The following is a 20,829-nucleotide window of genomic DNA, read 5'->3' on the forward strand; positions in this document are numbered from 1 at the left end:
CGTTAGATTGTTGTTCCCTATTCACGCGACCGGAAGCCAAACATCGTCGCGACCTCATGCTCAATAGATAAAATTATCATGGACATTCTAAGCTCAAAAATGGGACAGCGCCCTGGCTGGTAAGCTGACGAGGTCGTACTTTCGTAGCAAACCCGGTCTGCGGTGAATCTTACATCGACTTGGATGAAGCCACATCCCAAAATAGCTGTGATGTTATCCTCATTTCCAGTTCAAAAGGGTGAAAGGTTGTCGAAATCTACGCAGACCAATTTGTGCTAATGAGATCGGTTGAGCTTGATTGCGTATTAAGCACAGGTCAAACGAGAGAATGAGAGAGTGTTGCCTCTGAGATCAAAGACTGACTGCCCGCTTGGTTGCGGCCTAGTTGGAAGCTGCTCGCCACCGAGGCCCATAAGATTTCTTTATATTGTCAATATAGTCGGAGGTAACCAATGGAGACTATCCGCGCTTTTGCCGACTATCTTGAGAAGCGGATCGGGTCAGTCCCGACTAATCGCTGGGTTATCGAGTATTACTCACGTAATCGAACGCCAAATTTTAGCGAAGTTGTCGGGTTGTGGACGACTTTCTATCTTTTTGTTCAGCCAATTGCAGATTTGTACACCGCAAGAGGCTCAGCCTTGCAGTATACAATTGCACATAACTTCTACGTATTCTTCAATAATAACGGAAACAGATTCGAGACCACAGTGCGCCGACTTCAGGAAGCGTACAAGACTGGTGGAGATCTGATCGCATATGAGGAGTATCGGGAAGAGCACCTTAGAATTCTAGCACTTATTGTAGAGGCAAATCGGTCATATGTCGTAGTGAAAGCAGCTCTAAGGAATTTGCTTCTCTATGTGAGGAGGCACGGTGGCGACTTAAATACGATCCTAGAGAAGCCAATTGATACGAAGGTTTTTGCTTCCCTTTCCGCCTCCTACTCCCTTATTGGCAAGCCGGATGGCGACCCTAAGATACAAGCTCGGCTGATCCAGTCGATCGGAAATACGCGACGCGCGCGCTTATCCGACGAAGCGCCTGTATATAAAGTGTTGGGTGTACTGACCAAGATGGCGCAGCTTGGCGCTGAGCCGGGCGGCTTGGATCGATCTGTGATTTTCACTGAATACAGACCAGCCACAAACCGCACGTCTGAGCAGGACAAAGATGATGATGGCTTGGATCTTCCTTGGGATATGGAGATCGATCCAGAGCGTGGGGGAATCAAAATCCCTATTGATGAGGATTGGGGCCTCATTATCGGAGGAGATCTCGAAACTCTTGAGCTGAACATAAGTGCAGTATTTGACGTTGATTGGGACGTAGCGATTGAGGCTGCAATCGAAGCAATCCTACAGGCGGTCAACGATGCTTTCGATTGCTACTAGAGGCCTTGTTCTTGCCTTCACCCTAGCTCTGTCCACCAATGGCGCTATTGGGCAGAATAAGCCCACAGAAAACAAACAGCTCTCGATTTTCACGATGCCCGATTGCGAGCCGAGCGGCAGTACGCCCGCCGGGGTTTATTGCAATAGTCTTCAGGACTGGCAGAAAACCTTTGAAGCGAATCTACCTCTAGCTAGGACCATTGAGGAGGTCTTGGTGCGGTCAGACGTGACGTCTATTGACGGCGCCTCATACTTTGTGCGCGAGGCTCTCCTTCAAGCACTTACGAAAGCTTACGACCTTTCTGCTGCTCCGATCCGGTTTACGACCGATGCGGGCAGTGCAACTGCAATGCATACACGTTTCGTGGCAAGATTTGGTTTGGCCGATACAAATACAGACTTGGCCGTCTTTCCCACTGGACAGCCCAACAATCCCGAGGACGAGTCGGCGCCAGACTACGTTTTTCATCCCAAGATTCTATTTGTCGAATATGCCGGTGGAGTTAGTTATGGAATCATATTTACCAGCGACAACTTCAAAATCTCAACAGAGTTTATTTCGGATCCAAGTAACAACCAAAACACAGCGAACTTCGAGAATTACAACTTCGTTGTGGCCAGTCCGAAGGCGGCTCTCGTCCAACGGCATCGGTGCTTTTTCGATGCCCTACATGGGCGATCGACCGGTGAAGCCTTCGACCTCAGAAGTGTCGGTGCTACATATTCCCTATGCCTTTTTCATCGCAACGCGACCCACAACGTAGCCGATCCAGTTCGCTTCTATACATTGCCGTTCGAAATAGACACAATAATTGCCGAACTTGCCTATGAGGCTGGGTCAGCTACACAAATCGACGTTGCTGGGTACAACGCGGGAAGCCCTTGCATCAGTACAATTCTCCGAAAAGCGCTCTCAAACGGGAAGCGGGTCCGCATAATCACTGATGATGATGTTTGTGGCACAAATCTCTCGCGAAAAGATAAGCATTGGTATGCAGAGTTAGAGAATGCCGGAGCCGAAATTCGCTACATGCAGACGAATGCAGCAGGTGCCCTTTCACACCGATTTCACCATAAATTTATGGTATTCTTAGGCTCTGGCACACCTAGCGTTTTGACCGGATCAGCTAACTTTACGTGTGGTGGTTTCGGTGGCAATGTTGAAGCTGTTTACTTATTGAATCAGCCGAAGATGACTTCGACCTACCGCTCTTCCTTCGAACATTATTGGTCTGATCTTGCTAAACCTGCCGGTGAGATACCCTTATGCGGAAACTAGAACTCGCGGGACGGACCCGTCTTTTGCTCTTCCTGCTTCTCAGCCCTCTGCTGAACGCTAGAGAGGCTAGAGCTGAAAATTTGGTCCGAACCGGTCAATGTAGCATTGATTTCGTTGAGAATAGCGGACTTTCTGCCGCCGCATTACAGCCGAACGCTCTCGTGCAAGCGATTGCGGACTTTATAGCGAACACAAAAGCCAACTTGGCCGTGGCGGCCCATGACCTAGACCATCCGGTCATCGTCACTGCGCTTCTGGACGCGGCGGCAAGAGGAGTTCTAGTAAGAGTATTCACCGATTCGAAGGATAGCCTCTCGGATGTCCTAAATGGCAGTCGAGGCGAAGAATATTATCGAGCGCTATCGAGGCGTATCGTCTTAGAACAGTTACGACGGGGTCTAGACGGTGCAATTGGTACTGCAGACGATGTTTTCTTGCAGGCCGACGCGCCGATTGAAGCGCTCGAAGGGCCGACGAAGATCCGCCTCCGGAATCAACTGCCAAGCACTGCTAGAGATGTTCCTAGGCATACATACTATTCGGGGCGCCGTCTTTTCAATGACACGGCAGTGCTGGCCAGAGGAATGTTAAAAGAACCGCTTCAGGCGAATAACATTCCAGAATATTATGCGCCTGGCTCAAGCCGAATGCACCATAAATTCATGGTGGCTGACGGAAGGTCCGTACTGACGGGTTCGTATAATTTCACAGTGTCGGGTGCGGAGGGGTCGACGTTCGATAGGGCAGTTGGGGCCGAACTGGGACACAGACAGCATCTTCTCACAATCGAGAACGTCGAAATTGCTGGCGGGTATTTGCGCGCGTTCGACTCACTCTGGGGCGGAAGCGGTAGTGCTTCGGACGACGCAGCTCGGCTTCGGGAACCCGTCGCAGGCCATTTTGACTTTATGAGCTTGAGTTGCGGATTCCCTATTAGTGTGGCGTTCCTGCCCAATCCTACAGCTATCCACTACGTCTCCGAACGTTTGAGTCACGCGAGACGCAGCATCTATTTCGAGTTTTTTTCGTTTACCCATGTAGAGCTGATAAAGAAAATTTATGAGCGCGGGGTTGGAAGTGGTGTCGGTGTTCACGGTCTTATTGATGCCAGATTCTATCCCCTGTTTCGTGCGCAGGCAGAAAGCCTTGGCGGGGACGTCTTAGACTTCTTTGAGGGCTCTTCGACAGACGATGCGCGGATCGAGAAGTCACGGTTATATCGATTGCTACACACGAAAACCTTGATCGTTGATGGCCTAGAAGCAGAGGCGGTCGTCATTACTGGGAGCGCAAACTTCTCCGAGACGGCGTTCGAGAGCAACCGAGAAAACATTCTTTTTCTTAATAGCCAAGTTGTTGCGCTTGCATTTACGAAGTCTGTGCTACGTTTCGCGGCAGCAAACCGCGTAAATCGCGAGACATATTGCCCGGCTGTATGGGATCGTGGTGTGGAGGAGAGTGAGCATGCATCTGCAATCGGCGTGTCTGAGGAGGATTGAGGAAGGCCCTATCGGAGAAACTGACCAGTGGTCGAGCGACAGTGCGAAACACCGCGGTTTTGTGGCAGCACTAGCACCGAAGTGAATGCCCCAATCACTAACAGCTGATATCGGCGACGGGTGCACGAGGCTAATCTGCCCTAAGTGGGCGATCCAGTTACGCCGTTAATTCAGCGTTGGTGTCCATTCAGACGCCAGCTTCAGAGCCGCAGTTATGGCAGCATACTAGGTACGCTGAGCAGAACCACTCGAATATGCAATCCGACGGCCCGCCCTGGAACAGCCCAATCTTCACGCGAATGGGGAAATACCGGACTTTGTATTGGGATCGTTATGCTGTCGGCATAAGGAACGCACGATGGACGGCACCATCGATAAGCCCATCACCAACAAGATCGACAAGCGCCCAATCGCCGTAGATGCGAACCATTCGAACTATCGTTCCGGCAATCAACAGCTGCTTAACTTGGAACTCCAATCCGGGTCCCTCGTGCAATCCAACGCCACCGCGCTTCACAACAGATGATTGTATGGCGACTTCGTCGAAGCTCTCAGGACCTAATTCATGGAAAGCACCTCTTCTGAACGCAGTCCAGACGGGAGAAAGAGGATTTTCGAGTCTGTCGAATGATCCAAACTCCGACAGCCTGGGGTTGAGGTCGTCTATGTCGACATCAAGCCCGCAGAGCTCCGAAGGCATATTCTGAAAGAGAGACCAGCGGCCCGACGCTTTGAATTCCCTATGGCCATGATGTCCGGTTGACTGCGACAGCCACGTATGTGCCACGAGTCCGAGGTCAAGCAATGTCTGGCACACTAGTCCGTTTCCGTAGACACCAACTCGATGGTTAGTCATACCCGCAGCAAATTCGAACGCTTCCTTCACTCCTATAAAATATTCGACAATAAGATCTCCGACGTCGTCTGCCCCGGCATCATAGTCGACGGCGAAGTAAATCACTGATCCTTCCGGTTGCCCGATAACATCAACTGCATACTGCCGGGCATATGCACCGTCGAGCCTGCCGAGTGGCTTTGAAAACGAACTCGGCTTATTGCCCTTGCCCTGATGAACAACAGCGATGCTTATTCCAGCTTCAATGAGGCGCTCTGCCTCTCGGCGTGTGAGGCGCTTCGACGGCCACGAGGTATCACGTGCATAGTATCGGATGACTGTTTTGACATCACGGGCAGAGAGACATGGAAGTTTTGCTGTGGTCTGTTCTGGAGTGTCAATGATCACCGCATGCCTCTCCTCAAGCCAAACAATCCGGCTAGTTAGCTCCACTCTGGTCTCGCGATCGCCACATGTATCGCCAAATACTCTGGTAAGTACTATGCTATTCCATAGGTAAGCCAATGGGCTATCATTTGTGAATTATCCGACCACTTTCCGGTTGACGAGTGACAGAATTATCTCGCCGAATTTGGTTGCGGGTTCACCGAGATCAAATGGCCACTAGGTCGGAACCTTGTAGGAAGCGGTTCATCAGCAAGCGTCGGACATGCCCCAAGTGTTTACCAAATGCATCGCCTCTCGGTGGACCAGCTTATCCCATTGTACGTAGCAGTTGCCGAGACGCAGCTCTGGCGGCAGCCTGCGTTAAACTCTTCCTCAGTTCGAGCGCACCATTCCGTGTTCTCGCAGGCCTTGTCTTGATGGTTTCCACCAATAGACGAATGCAAAACTATCCGGTTCACCGGTATACGAGAACCTTCTGGAGACCCTTGTGTGACGTAGGCTTCGTGCTCATGCTTTGCATAGTAGTAAGCACACGTACCTTTTACCCGAGAGTGAAGATATAGGACTGGAGTTTCTAGAGGCTTTCCAGAGAGCATATCTAATATTTGTTGAGAAGATTGCGGCAACAGTGGCACGACGGTCCTCTGCTCTTCCACTGTCGGCGGCAGTCGCTTTTTTATCTCAGATATTATTTCTTCTGTTGAGCCTTGCCCAAGTGCAGGTGAGGTAACGAGCACTAGCGTAGCGAGAGCTATAGAAGCAGCTATTCTCATGAGAATCAGCCTCTTAAAAAAGTTCATATATCTGCGATTTTATTCCACGACTTAGCAATTATGCAAAAGGGTCTGCTGGACAAAGCAGTATTAGTTCTAAACCTCGTAAGTATTAGAGCGAATCAGCAACATTTCTTCGCTAATCGCATTCTAATCGTCAGGGGTGGGTACTGCGTCAAAGAATGGAGCTATTTATAGTAATTCTTCCATGGCTTCGGAGGTAACGCGGCCCTGCTCAGAATGGATTCGAGATCCTCAAGTACTCACCTGAGGAGGGGAGCGTTATTCATCTGAACCGTAGCGAGCCCACTTGTCGCTAACTACAAGAGAAATTTGCATTCGTCGGCACATTCTCCTGCCTGAGCGCCGCGTGTAGATGAGAATGCTAGAGCCTTTTCCGGCTATTCCGAGTCAGAGGGATTCCGCTCTGAGATCTGATGTAGCTTGCTTGTCTCCGGACATTGGGGGCACGGCATGGCACGCGCTTACAGGCGGGACCTGCGGGAGCGGGTCATTGGGACAGCCCTGGGCGGCACCTCGGTGCGGCAGGCAGCTGCCCACTATGGCACTGGTGTCTCAACCACTATCCTCTGGGTGCGCCGCGCCCGATCCGGTGAAGTGACGGCGCGCCGGCAGGGTCAGCCCAAGGGCTCCAAGCTCGATGCGCATGCAGCCTTTCTCCTGGAACTGATCGATGCCCGTTCTCACATCAGCCTTCACGAGATGCAGGCGAGGCTACGGCAGGAGCGTGGCGTCTCGGCTGGCATCGGCACGCTCTGGCGCTTCTCCACGCGCGGGCGATCACGGTCAAAAAACCGCCCACGCATGCGAGCCCGGCAGGAATGGCCCGCCTCCACGAAGGCTGCAACCCGCACCCGAAGATCGAGAGAATAGCAGTGACCCATGATCCATCTCCCGTCCGACGAAGTGCATCACAGGTCACATCAGCCCAAAAGCCCAGGAGTCTAGTTTCCAGTCCGATGCTCTAGCCATGGAGTGGCTGTGACGTACCGCACTGTCGCGCCTTGGAAGCCTTCCGACGCCGTCGCCGGGTCGGCCTCCAGCGCGTCGAGAAGGTCGAACCACGCGAACAGATCCTGACGCCTTTGGCGCCCCGCGGACGTATTCGTAGTGGAGAAGGTTGCGCTCGGGCGTGTTGTCTCGGGAGCGCTGAAGGTCACGCCCGCTTACTTAACCGTTAGGCGTCCAGCAGCACATTGGTAGCGAGTCCAGTCTTTTGGTCCCCTTATCAATTGTACACTAATCCGGCTTCCGGTCACATCAGTTGGAGGATCACCAACATTGATTTGCATGCTGAAGTTATTCCCATCTTCTGTGTTGCCGGAAACGAGCACGCTGGGCCGGCTAGCCGGCCCGGCGCAATCGTCTCTCATGATCGACAGATGCAAATCAACGGGTCCGTCGTAAACGACCGCATTCGCAGTCGGCTCGTTCTGCGGGGCCTCCACGAACCATACACCTCCAAGCAGCATCACTTTCGAAAGGGCCGCTTTCACAAAACCTGGTATTCGTTTTTCGATATCAGTGCACGCTAGCAGATTTATTGCAATTGGCGATAAGGTTTTCAGTAAATCATTGACATCGGCAGTGTGGCGCACGGCAATTGCCCCAAATGCTACCGGATCATTGATGTTAAGCTTCGCCACGTCGTCCTGTATGGTCGTTTTGTTGCTAATCGGATATGTGATGTCCATCAGACTTGCATTGAGATGCTCCCAAACATGAACTAAATTTGGCGCGACATTGAAGTCCCCGTTGTTGTACGACTTCCTAAATAGGTCAGACGTCACGTCATGCGCGCGTATGAAGTCAAGCCCGATTGGACTCTGTTTACACGCCTTGATGACATAGGCGCTAGAGGGCCAACATTGTTTTGCCTGGGGCGGAAAAGCGCAATTGTACCACTGGGTTATATTCGTATGGTCCCAATAATCCTGGAACCGGTCACAGCCTCCAGGTGCTGAGGCCGAGCAGGTCAACGGAAATTTCGTAGAAGGAGCTTGTGCAAAAGCGGGCAGGAGCAAACAAGCGAGTATGGATGCCCCGAACACAAATGACCAAGCGAACCGCTTCATGCGAGTGATCCCTCAGCGCCACCCTAAGAGCCTACTACGACCGAGCGTAGTCTGGTGTCCCGTGCCCCGACGAAGTGTTCGGGGACCCTGCTCAGGTGGAGAGTTCCTCTGATCGAGTCTGACCTATTTGACTTCGAGCCCTTTCACTTTCGGGTAGGGCGACTTGCGTTTCACCGCTGCGGCACTCGCAGCACAACTTGAAGTCGATAACCCGAGCAGATCGACGTTACCGCATTTGTCGGCACATTTGCGGTAGGCTTCTTCAGGAGTCCTACCACACGCCTCGGCATAGCACAGACCCGTAGGGCTCTGGCATCTTGCTAACCAGTTTGCTGATGCCCCGGACGGTGCCAGGCAAAGCAGAGCGAGCCCCACTGAAAAACCAAAAGCTTGCATCGCGACCTCCGTCAGAGCGGGCTCGCGCGATTTTCGTCATCCGCCGCGGCCGACTAGTGACAAAGGCCAGAGTAGTTGTTCGGCTGAAAGCGTGGCAATAGCCAAATAGGCTAGAGCCTCGGACGCAAAAGTGGCAATCGGTTTTGCGTGGAAAGAGGCTCACAATCAAAAGCCTAAAGCATCCGGCGTGAGTTCGAATTCACGTCCGATGCTTTAGCTATTGCAATTTGAGTTAGGGATTTCGTCTTCGGCATCCCACTTTGTGTCAGTCTAATGAAACTCCTAGTCAGTATGCAACTGAGCCATCTGAATGGCTGACAACCACGTCGAACCGCGCCTCAAAGCCTTCATCGATATTAGAGACCTGTCTCGTGGTAACGTTGAGTTTGTACTTTACTGGCTTTTGACCTGGTATCGAGATGGAGCCCGTCTCGCTAAAGAGTGGGGATAACTTTGCTAAGAAAAGAGGCTCGGCGAAGTGAGGGGCATCAACAACAATTGGAACGAACGGGATCGGTAAGCCTCTTACAGCAAGCAATAACAGAATGCTACGAGGTCCCGTAAGCTTCAGTGACAATGAATACTGACCTTGCGTCACTTCAGTAAGGCTCATTACGCCATTCAAAGTGATTGTGGATGAGACTGCTGCCGCCTCCCCATCCCAGCCGAAACCTCCTCCGATGCATGGATCCACATGATAGTGCAGATTGCTACGGGCTGAAGCCCAAACCGGAAGATTGATCGCAAAACCTTGATTATCCTGCCACGCATAGGAAGCCTTGCCGATATTTAGTGTAAAATCGTGCCCGCTGCCTCCTCGTGGTGCAACATACCAACTTGCTCTCCCGAAGATACCGCAGTCTCCTTCGTCTCCAGCGTACCGTCCCGACGCCGCATAAGACGTAAACTTTACACGCCTATGGGAACTAGGAATCGCATTGAAGTCATCAAGAAGACGGGCAACAACCCGCGACGAAACCCAAGCTTGAAGGTCAACTCCCGGGCGACGAATGTCTAGGGTCTTAGAATCCAAGTTCGTAGCGAGCCTTGCATTCTGTGCTTGAATTTCGCGGATCTGAGTAGCATAGGGCTCAGGATAACTGATCGGTAGATTTGTTGTTGAACATCCAGATATCAAGATGCCAAACCCGCACATGATAAGGGCGCGCCCAGAAGTTTTTTTCGGAATCATCTTACGCTCCGATTTGGCCATATACGTGGATACCATCTGGGAGAACTAACCACTTAATTATGCGAACTTGATATTTCTTTCGTAACTGAGGAGTACTCAACCAACCGTCAATCGATCCTTGTTCAATCGGAATTCGAACTATTGTGGGCGCGCTGCCAAGATTCATGTCCAAGGGGATGAATAACGGGACGCGAATTTCCGGTAGCTTCTCTACATACTCCTGCGCGTTCACTCTCAGAAGTTGAGCCACGAATATTCCCAACGGCACATCGATGCCCCACGTACGAAGTTCAGGCTTAATTTCGGCTACGTAGAGTTTTATTTTGGCTTCATTGACGTTGCGATCAAAAGAAATGTCAAAATTCGCTCTGGCTCGGAGTTCAACTTCAATTTTCCAGCGTGTGTGCGAGGCAATTATTTGTAGATCTATCTCTGGGAGCCCATATTGAAATCTCGATCTTATGGATCTTACCTGGATCTGAACATCGGGGAGAGTATTGATAGCGAACTTGTACCCGTCAAAGCGACTGAGTACCTTATTGAAAGCTGTGGATCCTATGAAGAGCTCGATGTGACTATCTGATCGAGGTAGAGGGCTTGATTGTAGAAATGCTAATGTTTGCTGTAGTGCTAAATTCTCTGCTTCCAGGCGATTTCGCTCTAAGATTGCGATGCTCCTAGACGTGTCGCAACCGCCCAGTGTGCAAACAAGAACCCCCAACACAGCTTTGGCCGATCGAGACGTGAAAAAGTAGCTCATTGTCCCCTCGGCGTACTATTTTTACATTCGGCCGTTACGGAACGAAGCATCGCTTCGCTCATCCTGTTGCCCCGAAACCCGCGCACCTCTACTCGCGTTCTTGTCACGCTTGAAGATCTTGAGAGAGCTGAAACTACCAAGGACTGCGTTCGGGGGCCGCTAACTAATCCAGCGTCGGCCTCTATGAAACTACTATCAGTCGTAGCCACAGGGTTGGCCAATACTGTACCTGGGGGCACTTCAAAGACACGGAAGCTGCCTCCCATCCTTCTCTTGCAAGTCTGAAAGCGTCTTGCGGCAAGATCACTTGGGACTGACGATACCGCGGTTGCGCTGCACTGATCGACATCAGACCTACTGATGTTTTCTGGGTAAATCGATAGGTCATAGGCCTCTGCGAAAGGCTGAATATTCTGATAAGTCTCAATCTTGTTTCGAATGCATGACGAGAATTCGCGTAATCCGCCGTCACTCGTGGTCACGATCCGGCCTTGGTTATCGCTCGTACAGGCCGAGAGCAGGAGCAACGTAAGACACGAAATCTGCCGTGCCGCAGGAACAAATTCTCGCATTGAGACCACCCGCCAGTTAACGCTAAGGTGCACTCTCCCTTAGAGACGTGCAAGGTTCTAAAAGTAGTAATTGTAAATATAAGTTGGAAATGTCTCACACCGACGAACTATTAGCTCAACCGAGGTGGACAGCAGGGCAGTACACGGCGTGCCGGTCGGAGCTAGAGCGTTTTTGAGTTTGGTGAGCTCAGTAGGATTAAAACAATACCGACCAACGCTTCGCCCAAAACTGCCGTTTACAGGTCTTGCATCGCCGTAGATCCAAGTAACTCGAAAATGCTCTAGTGGTAACGCTATTATGATTGAGGCGTAAGAATAATTGGCTCGGCGGTTTATTGCAAAGCTGTTGACCAATTGCGTTCTCTAGATCAAGATTTCCCGCGAACTTGACGGGAGCATAGAATGCAATCTGTGGAGGAACGGCTTACAGAAAGTTCCCTAGTATGCGATGTTCATTTCATCAACAAAATGACTGATGGAACAGTTATAATCGGAGCGGCGTCTGACTTCGGTTATATTGATCAATCTAGCTCTCAATCTGATGCACGCAGAATATACGTGCGGTATAATGAAGAATATCACCTCTATAGCCAAAACAATCGCGCCAAGAGATCATCTGTTGCACTGAGCACTAGACGGCCGGATGGAACTATTGAAATTGTGCGAGAGCAAGACCCGACTCCCTCGCAAAGCAAGTGCCGGATCAGATCCGTTTGGGTCCTCCGGCCTGCATCATTTGTGGAAGAGGGGAAGATGCTGTCGGGATCAGTACCAATGGAACTGGTCCTCAGCGATTAGTACTGTCCCTACCAAGTTAGAGCCGTAACAAACTGAGAATATTCTGCACAGTATTTTGGAGGAAACGTATGCCTGTCGTTAATAGAGATCCTTGTTTTAGGTCTTTGAAGATAAGTAATTACTCTCCAGGTAAAGTCAGCAATATTATAGTCAGATACAGAACGCTTGAAGAGCCGAATATTTGGAGGGCGTTCGGGCTTGTTCCAGAAATACCCCAGGCGGATTTCTTATTGATCCCACTACGAAAATTTAATCTTAAAATCAAAGATATCAATTTGATTTATAAAATAGGTGGAAATGATATCGGATCAAAAACCTATTCTGCACTCGACGGAAAGTATTTTCGATACATTAACTTTGTTTTGATCTCTAGTGGCGAGATCGTCGGGGGAAGTCGTACGCAGTCAATCTAGAGGGGATGAGATGATGGCTCAGGAAGAAGCAGAACTTGTCGTGGATGCATTTGGTCGAGCGGAAACTGCAACTGATCTAATCGTGGATATGACAGAGGGTCTGATCGACCAAGATGATGTTATTCGGAAAATTACTTGGTGGATTGAGGTCTATAACCAATCTTACGATGAATTGGCTGACGTCAAATTAAAGGCTAAAACAGTAGACGGGGCCTCTATCACTCTGTTTCGAAACGAGAAGCTAAGCACAGACCGTTTTATAGATGTGGATCTTGAACAAGATAATTTAGTCATAAGGAAATTTAAGCTGCAATGGACCTTCCAAGGGAAAGGGTATTACAGTGAGACGGTCGTCGGGCCGAATTCCTACTTCATTCATGGAGATGTACGCGTATTGGGAGAGAAAGCATTGTGGGGCGGGTCTAGTGTTCAAAGTTGAACGGAATCGCGGGATCTGACTCGATGGCGGTCAGGAGTGTGAGAAAAGAGACTTGCCGTGACCACACCGTTGTCCCAGGACTTGCGCCAGCGCATTGTCTGGGCTGTCGAGAAGGGCAGCTCAATCCGCCAGGCTACCGCTCGTTATGAGGTCAGTCCCTCGGCCTCCGTTAAGCTCATGCGGCGGCTGCGCGAGACCAGCCCTCCGTGCTTTTCTTCGCAGACATGGCTTTGCCCCAGACGTGCGGATCGAGAGCACGGGACGTGAGATCGCCGAGGAGCTAAAGCCCAAGGCAACCTCGATCCGCCGCAGGATTTCCGAGGAATGCCTCATCGATGGCCTCACGGTTAGGGAGGTCAGTCGGTGGGCAAAGGGTATTGGGGGAACCAGTGTTCGGAGGGGCGCCGACCTCCTAATCGCTTTGCTCGTAGGCCATGTGCGCCTGTCGAAACAGCACCACGATTACATTTCCGGGCTCAAGCAACGTCGGGCAGCCGATTCAGCTGAGTCAAAATGCCGAGGGTAGTCCCATGAGTGCAGGATCCCCACACCTGCTGAACAGTTCGAGCAACCCTGGGGAAATCTTTCAGTACCCAGAGGGGGACATTCGGATCACGACCGACGCAAAGGGCCTCTTTGTCTCGCAGCACGGCCGCTCCTATCTCGCTCGGGAATGGCGCCTGACCTCCGAAGTTCTGGAGGTCTTACAGACCGCTCTTGAGTTCGGGCTGACGCACCTGTGGCAAGAAGGTCATCCGAGTAAGAGCGAGAGCCATCACATCAGCTTCTCATTTTCTCATGCCCCACAAACGTGGGTCTTTGTCATTGGGAAGGAAGCGAAGCCCCCGAACGTGCGTTGGGTAACCTTTCACCAGAAGTTCAAAGGCTACCTGAGAGAGGGCGGGTTCCTCGATGAGGGTAGCCGGAAGGCGGAATGGGAGAATTCAGGGGGAAAGAACATTCTCGTACGACCGGAATACCTACATCCGGTTCTATCCTACCTGCCTTTGGATGACATCAAAGCCGGCCAGCTTCCGCAGATTGACAAATCTGGCGTCCTTGACCCCCACCGCACATACATCAAAAGGGAGAAGGACCTAGAGGACGAGCTAGAAGCAATGCTGAGGGCCCACCCAAAGGTCAGAAGTGTAGCTCGTCAGAGACAGTACCTGCCCAACGTGACCGGAGATCCACGTTGCATCCCAGACTTGATCGTAGACATCGGCAGTGAGGTTCTTGTCCTCGAGCTCAAGCCTGGAAACACCTCCGAGGCTGATGTCGCGCAACCTTGCCGCTATCGAGTGAACAAAGCTCTGGTTGCAGAGTATCAAGGCAGGTCCGTAAGAGCCGTTTTAGCCGCTGCGAATTTCCAGCAGAGCGCAGTAGAGACAGCGATCTTGAGAGATGTGAGCTTGTACGCTTACGAGCAGAGAGGGCGCGTCACTTTGGAGTTGGTGCGGGGCCAACCAGTCCTAGACTTCCTGCTAGACTGAAGAAGTTTGGCGCAAACTGTTCGATAGGCTGTTGCTAACTTCATCATTCGCACGTTTCGCAAGACGAACCATGCGAGCGGTCCAAGGTAGTTCGGCAGACCCGTTTTCAACGTAGTCCGAGGCATTGCAATGGGTGTTATGAAAGAGGTCCTTATCGGGTTTGATTCCGCTTGGACCGACAACACGAAAAATCCGGGTGCGATTGCAGCATACGTGGTTGAGGATGGCGTTCCCACGGAGTTTCACGCACCGCGACTTGCTTCATTTCGTGAAGCTGAGGAGCTCGTCAAGGAACTAACACAGAACCATACGTACGCTTTGGTCGTCATAGACCAGCCAACGATTGTGCCGAACGTTGAGGGTTGTAGACCCGTTGAGCGAGTCGCGATGAGTTTGGTTAACGCGCTTGGCGGCGGGGTGCAGCCGGCTCGGCGTGGCGGCGGCGGCGCGGGTATGTTTGGGGACCAAGCCCCAATCTGGCGCTTCCTTCGGAATATCAACGGCACGCAAAACCCGTTTGAGGCGCGAACAGCGGCATCGGGCTTTTACGTTATGGAGGTATTTCCCGCACTTGCACTCCCCGCGCTTGTTCCCGAACTTTGGGAACGCGGGAGGGGCGCGAAGTATAATCCAGCCGCGCGGACATTCAGGATAGAGGACTGGCGGCTCGTTGCATCCGGCGTTGCGCGTTATGCGTCGCAACTCGGTGTCCTATCCCTTAGTTCTTGGGCAGATGCGGAGGTTACCCGTGCCAAGCCCAAGAAGGAGGATCAAGACCGGATGGACGCGGCCATCTGCCTCCTCGTTGCTTACGGATGGCGGCATGGCCCCCGCGAGCGAGGAATGGTGGTCGGTGATCCCGCTACTGGCTACGTCGCTACCATTGCCTCAACAGCCACTCGGGAGGTGTTGCTCAAGTCAGCAAGTGACCGGGGTGTTCCGGTTGATGTTCCATGGTCAGGCAACGGCCTTCCCATAATGACGGAGCCGCCTGAACCATTCGTGCCCGCCTCGGTGATCGAAACGTTTGTACGGGAAGAAAAGAACCAAGCTAATCCATCGAGACCAACTCGTAAGAAGCCGACACGCCTTAACCCGGACGACTTGCGGGCTTTCTTGATTAGCCGAGCTCAAAAAGCACAAATCGTAACTTATGGTGAGGTTGCGGATGCATTTGGACACGCATGGTCACAGGGCTTCGGTTCTTCGTTGAAGAGCGCCTTACGAGTCGTTAGTGAGACGAACGCAAGGAACGGTGAACCTCAGTTGATGTGCCTCATCGTGAACAAGGAATCCCGTTTGCCGGGCGATGGGTTCTTCGAAAGTGCAGGCTTCACAAGCCACGATAAGGATCACAAAGAAGAGTTCTTACGTGGTGAGCTCGCCCGATGCTGTAAATGGAATTGGGATTCGGACTGAAGCTCCCGGAGCACTTTCTGGCTGTCTATTCGTAGCGGCAGGGGAGGGCAGGCAATTTCTGAGAGTACTCATCTTAGTTCAAGGCCTAGGGCTGCTGATTGCTGATAGTTCCGAGGCGCTGGTTCTCTGCTTGCACGAGCTCTGTCAATTTCATCTCGCCCCTTTGCCAGCTTTTTGCCCGCTCACTCTCGATAAGGTCATGGCACCGCCGACAGATAGGCACGAGAGGCGAAAGGTCCTCCCCGGCAAGAACTCGGGGCCGGTAGTCGCGATGGTGGACTTCGGTCGCCCTGCTTGGGCAGCAAGCGCATTTGTAGCCTGCTTTCTTGAGGACCTTGCCGCTGGCGTCCTTCCAGACGGGTGTTCTGCGGTATGCGTCGTAGTCGAAAGAGGGCCGAATCGAGCTCACAAACGGTACCAAAAAAGTGTTCTTGTCCCGCTCGACGAGAGCATCTCGCCACTTTACTTGGGCAAGAAATCGATCAAGCTCCGGCACACCAGAACCACCAGTCAGATAAGGCTTTAGCTCGTCATCCGTGGGTAAGGGTAGGCGGGATCGCATCTAGAATGAAGGGCGCTGATGATCTCGGGTTCGACCTATTTGAGATCGGTGAGGCAACCTGCACAGGTAGAACTGGCTGATTGCGCTTTCTCTCCCACTCCTCCCACCTAGTGTTCCATCTGAGGACGGCCGCTTCATGGGCACGATCACGATCCTCAGCCGTCCTGAAGTGGGGGACACCGTTGAGATTTACATGGCCGATCTCAAGCTCCGCTATCGCGGCGTAAAGCACCCCCTTCCAGAATGGGTCCTGCTTCCCACGACCTATAGTGCGCTTTGGCTGTTTTGGGCGCTCGCGAGCCCGGACAGTGAACTGCTCAATGGTGGCCTGCATCGATCGGGCAATTTCCGCCCTGATCTGGTCGTCTTCTGGCAAATTGCCGAATAATATACGCTTGCTTAAGCTCATGCCTTCCGACTTCCCCACGTTTGGTAGAAACCATTATGGTTACCGATATGTAGGCCCGCAATCGGTACTCTGGAAAGTAGGCCGCGAGCTTCCAGGTTGAACCGTGGCTCCGCAAGCCTACCCTTCAGCAGTCACCGACTTGCTTATATACTAGTGGCACCGGAAAGCGCTCATTCAGTCGTCGCAGATACTCACGACCGTCGTTATCAAGAGGTGGCTCTCCGACGACAATTAGGCGAGACGCTTTCTGCGCTCCGGGCCAAAATGCATACTCGAGCAACTGCCCTATCGCTTCACGGATGCATGCGCGGGGAGACCCCGCTGTTTTGATTTCGTAGAAAGAGTATCCATCAGCACTGCGCAGAACTACATCGATTCTGGCGCCGTTCCCACTGACTAGCTCAGTGCCAACGCTATCTGCTCCATGCTTCGTAACTAGGTGCTCGTAAAGGGCAGTCTGCAACTCATTGTGGCGTAAGCTTACATCGAGCTGTCGCTGCACTTGGGTCGCAGCCGTCGTAGATGCCTTCGGAGAACAGCCAGCTTTGAATTTGAATACAGTACCTGTAGGCTCGATGGTCGGTTGCGCTCCCTGCCCACCCTCTACGTACTCATAAAGCGGCAGTAGTCGGTCGAAAGTCCGCAAAACACTATCATAGTCCAGCGAATCAGCCTCCTCACGACGGCCAAGGAATATGAAAATACCGGGTTGGACCAGCTCCGGTAGTATTATCGTTGGCGGGTAATCTGAGCTTCGATGGCTCCGCAGGTAGTGCCACATGCGCATGTCATCGTAGAGGTCGGGATATAATCGGAGGAATTCATTAAACCGAGCCGCCTTCGGGACGAGTAGGTCAATAGATGGCAGGCTTCGGCTCGGCTCGAAAGAGAATGCGACGCCATACCTGATCGTAGCCTGCCCGTGAACACCCTCTATTCCAATGTTGAATTGAAGCTCTGAGCGTCCTCCGACGTGGAAAGCCCACTCGTCAAAGATCGTTTGGTGACTAAAGATCGTATTACCGGGTCGCCTCTTTAGACTCTTTAATCTTGTCCGGAGCTCCTGAAGCTTTCCGATGCGAAAGCTTGGAGCTCTTCGGTTGAGTTCGAGGGCGGCAATTTCTACTTTGCTTGGTGAGGGCATCGGCTTTGAGATGTGCGATAGACGGGGCGTTCAGTTTCCAACAATACGGGATAGGGGAATCATACATACTGTAGTTTTTATAGTCTCTACCTCATTGCAGCCTTAAGCCAATCCTCGCGCCCGCTTCTCATCGAGCTGCTTCGCCAAGTCTGCCCATCTGTGCATTTGCGCATCGGAGACAACTGGCGCACGGCACATGTCCTCCCAGGACAACGGAGCTCCTCCTTCAACTTTTATTGGGTAATCTGCTGACCGAAGTACGACGATCTCATCCTCACCCCTGAATGGTACCCGGCCGTAGACCGCGCCTCCGGGCACCCTGAGGCCCGTCTCCAGCTCAGGTGCCAGGACAGGGCGCGCATCGGCCAGGAGGGCTGGACAACATAGGCTTAGTATGAGCGTGGGGGCGCCCGCGTGGCGTGGTCGATCAGCGCTTCGAAAGCTTGTATCTGTTCGCCGCCTGCCGGCCCGGCACGGACGAGACCTTCGCGCTGGCTCTGCCGCCGGCGTCACCCGCGCTGAATCCAGTGGAGCGGGTCTGGCTGTACCTGCGCGAACGCTACCGCTCGCATCGGATGCTGGATGGCTACGAGGCAGTGCTGGAGCCGGTCTGTCGGCACTGGAACAGACTTCTCGACGAGACGGGTCGTCTCACAAGCCTAACTGCCTACCCGTATCTCACTGCGTCAGGAATTCTCTGAACAGGTATAAAGTGGCTATCTGCTGTTAGACATTCAGTTCTAACCAGTCGGCTGCGTAATCTCGCCCCATAAGGCCGGCAAACTTGCTCGTCTTCTGTAGCGCGCGAGCTTCGACTCGCGTGCGGGATGTAGGGGATAGACCAAATTCAGCCAGGTACTTATGCATGAGTTCCAGCTGCTTATTGGCAACGGCCAGCCACGGGCTCTGCTGGATGTAGCCGGATGGCAACTTGATCAGCAGCGGTGTTTCTTTCAGCTTGCGCTCGGCTTCGACCCAGCGGCCATAAGCCTGGCAGTAAGCCGCAAGGGCAGCCCGGTCCATTTCCGTCAGGAGGCCGAGCCGGTGCAGGTCTGTGGGTAACTGTCGTTTTCACGCGTCATGTTATTAAGTATTTCTCTCCTGTGCGGGATTCTCCGCTCACTCAGAGGTTGAGTTTAGTTTCTGATTACCGGCAGCCATTGAGCCCTCAAGCAGTGTCTGCTGAAGCATCGTCAGTCACTCGGCAACCATTATTACGTCCGCTTTGAGTAAGGGTCCTGGTCCGCCGAACGATATCGTTGACAATAATGTCAACATCAATAGCATCCTAAATGTAGACAATATGGTTGCCACTCTCGAGCTATCGCGGCGACCAATGAGTAGGAGCGCGACCGTGGCAGCCGCGAGACAGAGCAAGAAGGAGAGCGTGAACCTCGAGGAGATTCTGCGGCAAAGGATCAGTGAAGGCGAAATCTCGCCTGGGACCAAGCTGCGTGAGACTGCTCTCGCGGGAGAGTTCGGCGTGAACAGAGCTCGGGTCAGGCAGGCGCTCGGCGCCCTTGAACAGCGCGGCCTGATCGAGCGAACACCCAACCAAGGTGCCGTTGTTTCCTCCCTCGATGCCGCAAAACTCTTCCAAATCTACGACATCTTCGAACTGCTAGAGGGGCTGTGCGCACGCCTCGCGACGCAAAATGCGGAGCCCGAAAGTTGGGACGATCTCGTCGAACTATTCGATAAGCCTCTCGGTGAGGCAGTGGCGAGCGGCAATTACGAGACTCTGTTTAACGGAATCGAGACCTACCGCTGTCGGGTGATTGAGGTAGCCAATAACCCAATGCTGGCCGACTTTCTCGCTGGTATCTACGACAAGACGCAAGTCATTATTCGTCGAACATTGATACTGCCCGGAAGAGCAGAGCAGAGCTTGCGCGAGCATCGCGCCATTATCTCCGCAATGCGAGCTGGCGACCCGTATGAAGCCGAAAGGCTTAAGCGCGAGAACATGAGGACAGCACGCATGTTTCTGGAAAAATACCAGAAGTTTGTCCTTTGAGCTGGCCACTCCGGCTGCACCGAATGAGTACTCTCACACCTAAAGGATCCATATGACCCTTTCACGCCGCCCGCCGCTGCTCGAACTGCTCAACCAGCAGGGGACTCTATTCATTCCCGGTTGCTACGACGCATTAAGTGCAAGACTCGTCGAACTTGCCGGGTTCAAGCTCGCCTATGTTGGAAGTTATGCGACCGCCGCTTCCGGCTTTGCTTTGCCTGACGTTGGCGCACTGACGCTCGATGATTTGGCGCGACACGCGAAGACGGTTACCGATGCCGTTAATGTTCCCGTGGTCGCTGATGCGGAGGGTGGTTTTTTCGCCCCAGCCAACATTTGGCGCACCATCCATGCGTTTGAGGATGCTGGCGTCTCGGCCATTCACATCGAGGACCATGCCGGTGGGAAGCACACCAACCTCCCTCAGGAACTCATTCCACTCGAAGATATGCTTCAGCGGCTCAGAGCCGCTTTGGAAGCACGCCGCGATCCAAACTTCCAGATCATCGCCCGCACCGATGCGATCTGGGCGAAAGGCGATGTCGGCGAAGCGATCCGGCGGCTTCGTGCCTTCTCCGAACTCGGCATTGAACTCGTGTTTCCGACGGGTGCAACCCCAGAAATGTTGCGTGCTGTTCGCACCGAGGTCCCTGACAGCCGGATCGTTGTCATTGATTTGCCGGAGGTCCAACAGGTTGGCGAATGGAATGGTCTTGCCGATCTCGTGATCAACTACGGTTTCTGTCTCTACGCGGCTTCCAAAGGTGTCAGGGACGCCCTTGCAGAGCTCGGAAAACATCAGTCCGTTCCCAAGCTCACCAACCTTCTCGAAGATCCGGTCCAATTTGAGCAAAGGCTGGGCTACGACACCTTCACGGCCCGCAGCATTCAGTATCAGGCACACTCCAAGTAGGCATGAGGCTCTGGAATA

15 protein-coding genes are annotated in these 20,829 nt (G+C 52.7%); 11 read left to right on the forward strand and 4 right to left on the reverse strand.

Annotated features, from left to right (window positions below; all coding sequences use genetic code 11):
* The first annotated feature begins 452 nt into the window (after positions 1-452).
* From DC522_RS03130 to DC522_RS03140, 3 genes are read left to right on the forward strand one after another with little or no spacing between them, the layout of a single operon-like run.
* Positions 453-1,394: a hypothetical protein gene (locus tag DC522_RS03130; protein WP_116527245.1), complete on the forward strand. Its 942-nt coding sequence runs from the start codon at positions 453-455 to the stop codon at positions 1,392-1,394.
* Entirely contained in the window at positions 1,375-2,673 is a 1,299-nt protein-coding gene (locus DC522_RS03135; protein WP_116527246.1) for a phospholipase D family protein, read from the forward strand. Before DC522_RS03130 ends, DC522_RS03135 begins: the two co-directional genes overlap by 20 nt.
* The gene (locus tag DC522_RS03140; protein ID WP_116527247.1) at positions 2,661-4,172 is read left to right on the forward strand and encodes a phospholipase D-like domain-containing protein; all 1,512 of its coding nucleotides are present in this window, start codon (positions 2,661-2,663) and stop codon (positions 4,170-4,172) included. The genes DC522_RS03135 and DC522_RS03140 overlap by 13 nt, the downstream gene beginning before the upstream one ends.
* A 331-nt stretch (positions 4,173-4,503) precedes the next feature.
* On the opposite strand, the gene DC522_RS03145 is transcribed toward DC522_RS03140, so the two are convergent.
* The gene (locus DC522_RS03145; protein WP_116527248.1) at positions 4,504-5,532 is read right to left on the reverse strand and encodes a DUF1906 domain-containing protein; all 1,029 of its coding nucleotides are present in this window, start codon (positions 5,530-5,532) and stop codon (positions 4,504-4,506) included.
* 1,130 nt (positions 5,533-6,662) lie between these two features.
* Between DC522_RS03145 and DC522_RS03150 the strand changes: the two genes are divergently transcribed.
* Positions 6,663-7,082, forward strand: coding sequence for a transposase (locus DC522_RS03150; protein ID WP_116527249.1), 420 nt, complete (start codon positions 6,663-6,665; stop codon positions 7,080-7,082).
* 293 nt (positions 7,083-7,375) lie between these two features.
* On the opposite strand, the gene DC522_RS34225 is transcribed toward DC522_RS03150, so the two are convergent.
* Together DC522_RS34225 and DC522_RS34230 are read right to left on the reverse strand one after the other, a co-directional pair.
* Positions 7,376-7,903 carry a hypothetical protein gene (locus tag DC522_RS34225; RefSeq protein ID WP_133239218.1) on the reverse strand — a complete coding sequence of 176 codons (528 nt, stop codon included), beginning with the start codon at positions 7,901-7,903 and terminating at the stop codon, positions 7,376-7,378.
* 1,063 nt (positions 7,904-8,966) lie between these two features.
* Positions 8,967-9,872 (reverse strand): hypothetical protein, encoded by a 906-nt coding sequence (locus DC522_RS34230; protein ID WP_133239219.1) that lies wholly within the window; start codon positions 9,870-9,872, stop codon positions 8,967-8,969.
* Between the two features lie 2,553 nt (positions 9,873-12,425).
* Here DC522_RS34230 and DC522_RS03165 point away from each other — a divergent pair.
* The 5 genes from DC522_RS03165 to DC522_RS03200 all read left to right on the forward strand — a co-directional run bounded on the left by DC522_RS03165 (position 12,426) and on the right by DC522_RS03200 (position 18,582).
* Positions 12,426-12,854 (forward strand): hypothetical protein, encoded by a 429-nt coding sequence (locus DC522_RS03165; RefSeq protein ID WP_116527252.1) that lies wholly within the window; start codon positions 12,426-12,428, stop codon positions 12,852-12,854.
* Between the two features lie 530 nt (positions 12,855-13,384).
* The gene (locus tag DC522_RS03175; RefSeq protein WP_116527254.1) at positions 13,385-14,347 is read left to right on the forward strand and encodes a hypothetical protein; all 963 of its coding nucleotides are present in this window, start codon (positions 13,385-13,387) and stop codon (positions 14,345-14,347) included.
* A gap of 129 nt (positions 14,348-14,476) precedes the next feature.
* The gene (locus DC522_RS03180) at positions 14,477-15,766 is read left to right on the forward strand and encodes a DUF429 domain-containing protein (RefSeq protein ID WP_116527255.1); all 1,290 of its coding nucleotides are present in this window, start codon (positions 14,477-14,479) and stop codon (positions 15,764-15,766) included.
* Positions 15,767-16,464: 698 nt separating this feature from the next.
* Positions 16,465-16,716 carry a hypothetical protein gene (locus DC522_RS03190; RefSeq protein WP_116527257.1) on the forward strand — a complete coding sequence of 84 codons (252 nt, stop codon included), beginning with the start codon at positions 16,465-16,467 and terminating at the stop codon, positions 16,714-16,716.
* A gap of 1,608 nt (positions 16,717-18,324) precedes the next feature.
* Entirely contained in the window at positions 18,325-18,582 is a 258-nt protein-coding gene (locus DC522_RS03200; RefSeq protein WP_133239220.1) for a hypothetical protein, read from the forward strand.
* 25 nt (positions 18,583-18,607) lie between these two features.
* On the opposite strand, the gene DC522_RS03205 is transcribed toward DC522_RS03200, so the two are convergent.
* On the reverse strand, positions 18,608-18,931 hold the full coding sequence (locus DC522_RS03205; RefSeq protein WP_256369831.1) for a phage terminase small subunit P27 family: 324 nt from the start codon (positions 18,929-18,931) through the stop codon (positions 18,608-18,610).
* A gap of 304 nt (positions 18,932-19,235) precedes the next feature.
* Between DC522_RS03205 and DC522_RS03210 the strand changes: the two genes are divergently transcribed.
* Entirely contained in the window at positions 19,236-19,898 is a 663-nt protein-coding gene (locus DC522_RS03210) for a GntR family transcriptional regulator (RefSeq protein WP_165820034.1), read from the forward strand.
* A 52-nt stretch (positions 19,899-19,950) separates the two neighbouring features.
* Positions 19,951-20,811 (forward strand): oxaloacetate decarboxylase, encoded by an 861-nt coding sequence (locus DC522_RS03215; RefSeq protein ID WP_116527262.1) that lies wholly within the window; start codon positions 19,951-19,953, stop codon positions 20,809-20,811.
* Positions 20,812-20,829: the final 18 nt, after the last annotated feature.

This window comes from Microvirga sp. KLBC 81 (genome assembly GCF_003075415.1).
Classification (GTDB): domain Bacteria; phylum Pseudomonadota; class Alphaproteobacteria; order Rhizobiales; family Beijerinckiaceae; genus Microvirga.

Excerpts from the sequence above, each read along its gene's own strand:
- DC522_RS03130 (WP_116527245.1), top strand. The coding sequence starts at position 453 with ATGGAGACTATCCGCGCTTTTGCCGACTATCTTGAGAAGCGGATCGGG.
- DC522_RS03140 (WP_116527247.1), top strand. The coding sequence starts at position 2,661 with ATGCGGAAACTAGAACTCGCGGGACGGACCCGTCTTTTGCTCTTCCTG.
- DC522_RS03215 (WP_116527262.1), top strand. The coding sequence starts at position 19,951 with ATGACCCTTTCACGCCGCCCGCCGCTGCTCGAACTGCTCAACCAGCAG.
- DC522_RS03135 (WP_116527246.1), top strand. The coding sequence starts at position 1,375 with ATGCTTTCGATTGCTACTAGAGGCCTTGTTCTTGCCTTCACCCTAGCT.
- DC522_RS03150 (WP_116527249.1), top strand. The coding sequence starts at position 6,663 with ATGGCACGCGCTTACAGGCGGGACCTGCGGGAGCGGGTCATTGGGACA.
- DC522_RS34225 (WP_133239218.1), bottom strand. The coding sequence starts at position 7,903 with ATGGACATCACATATCCGATTAGCAACAAAACGACCATACAGGACGAC.
- DC522_RS03190 (WP_116527257.1), top strand. The coding sequence starts at position 16,465 with ATGGGCACGATCACGATCCTCAGCCGTCCTGAAGTGGGGGACACCGTT.
- DC522_RS03165 (WP_116527252.1), top strand. The coding sequence starts at position 12,426 with ATGATGGCTCAGGAAGAAGCAGAACTTGTCGTGGATGCATTTGGTCGA.
- DC522_RS03175 (WP_116527254.1), top strand. The coding sequence starts at position 13,385 with ATGAGTGCAGGATCCCCACACCTGCTGAACAGTTCGAGCAACCCTGGG.
- DC522_RS34230 (WP_133239219.1), bottom strand. The coding sequence starts at position 9,872 with ATGATTCCGAAAAAAACTTCTGGGCGCGCCCTTATCATGTGCGGGTTT.
- DC522_RS03180 (WP_116527255.1), top strand. The coding sequence starts at position 14,477 with ATGGGTGTTATGAAAGAGGTCCTTATCGGGTTTGATTCCGCTTGGACC.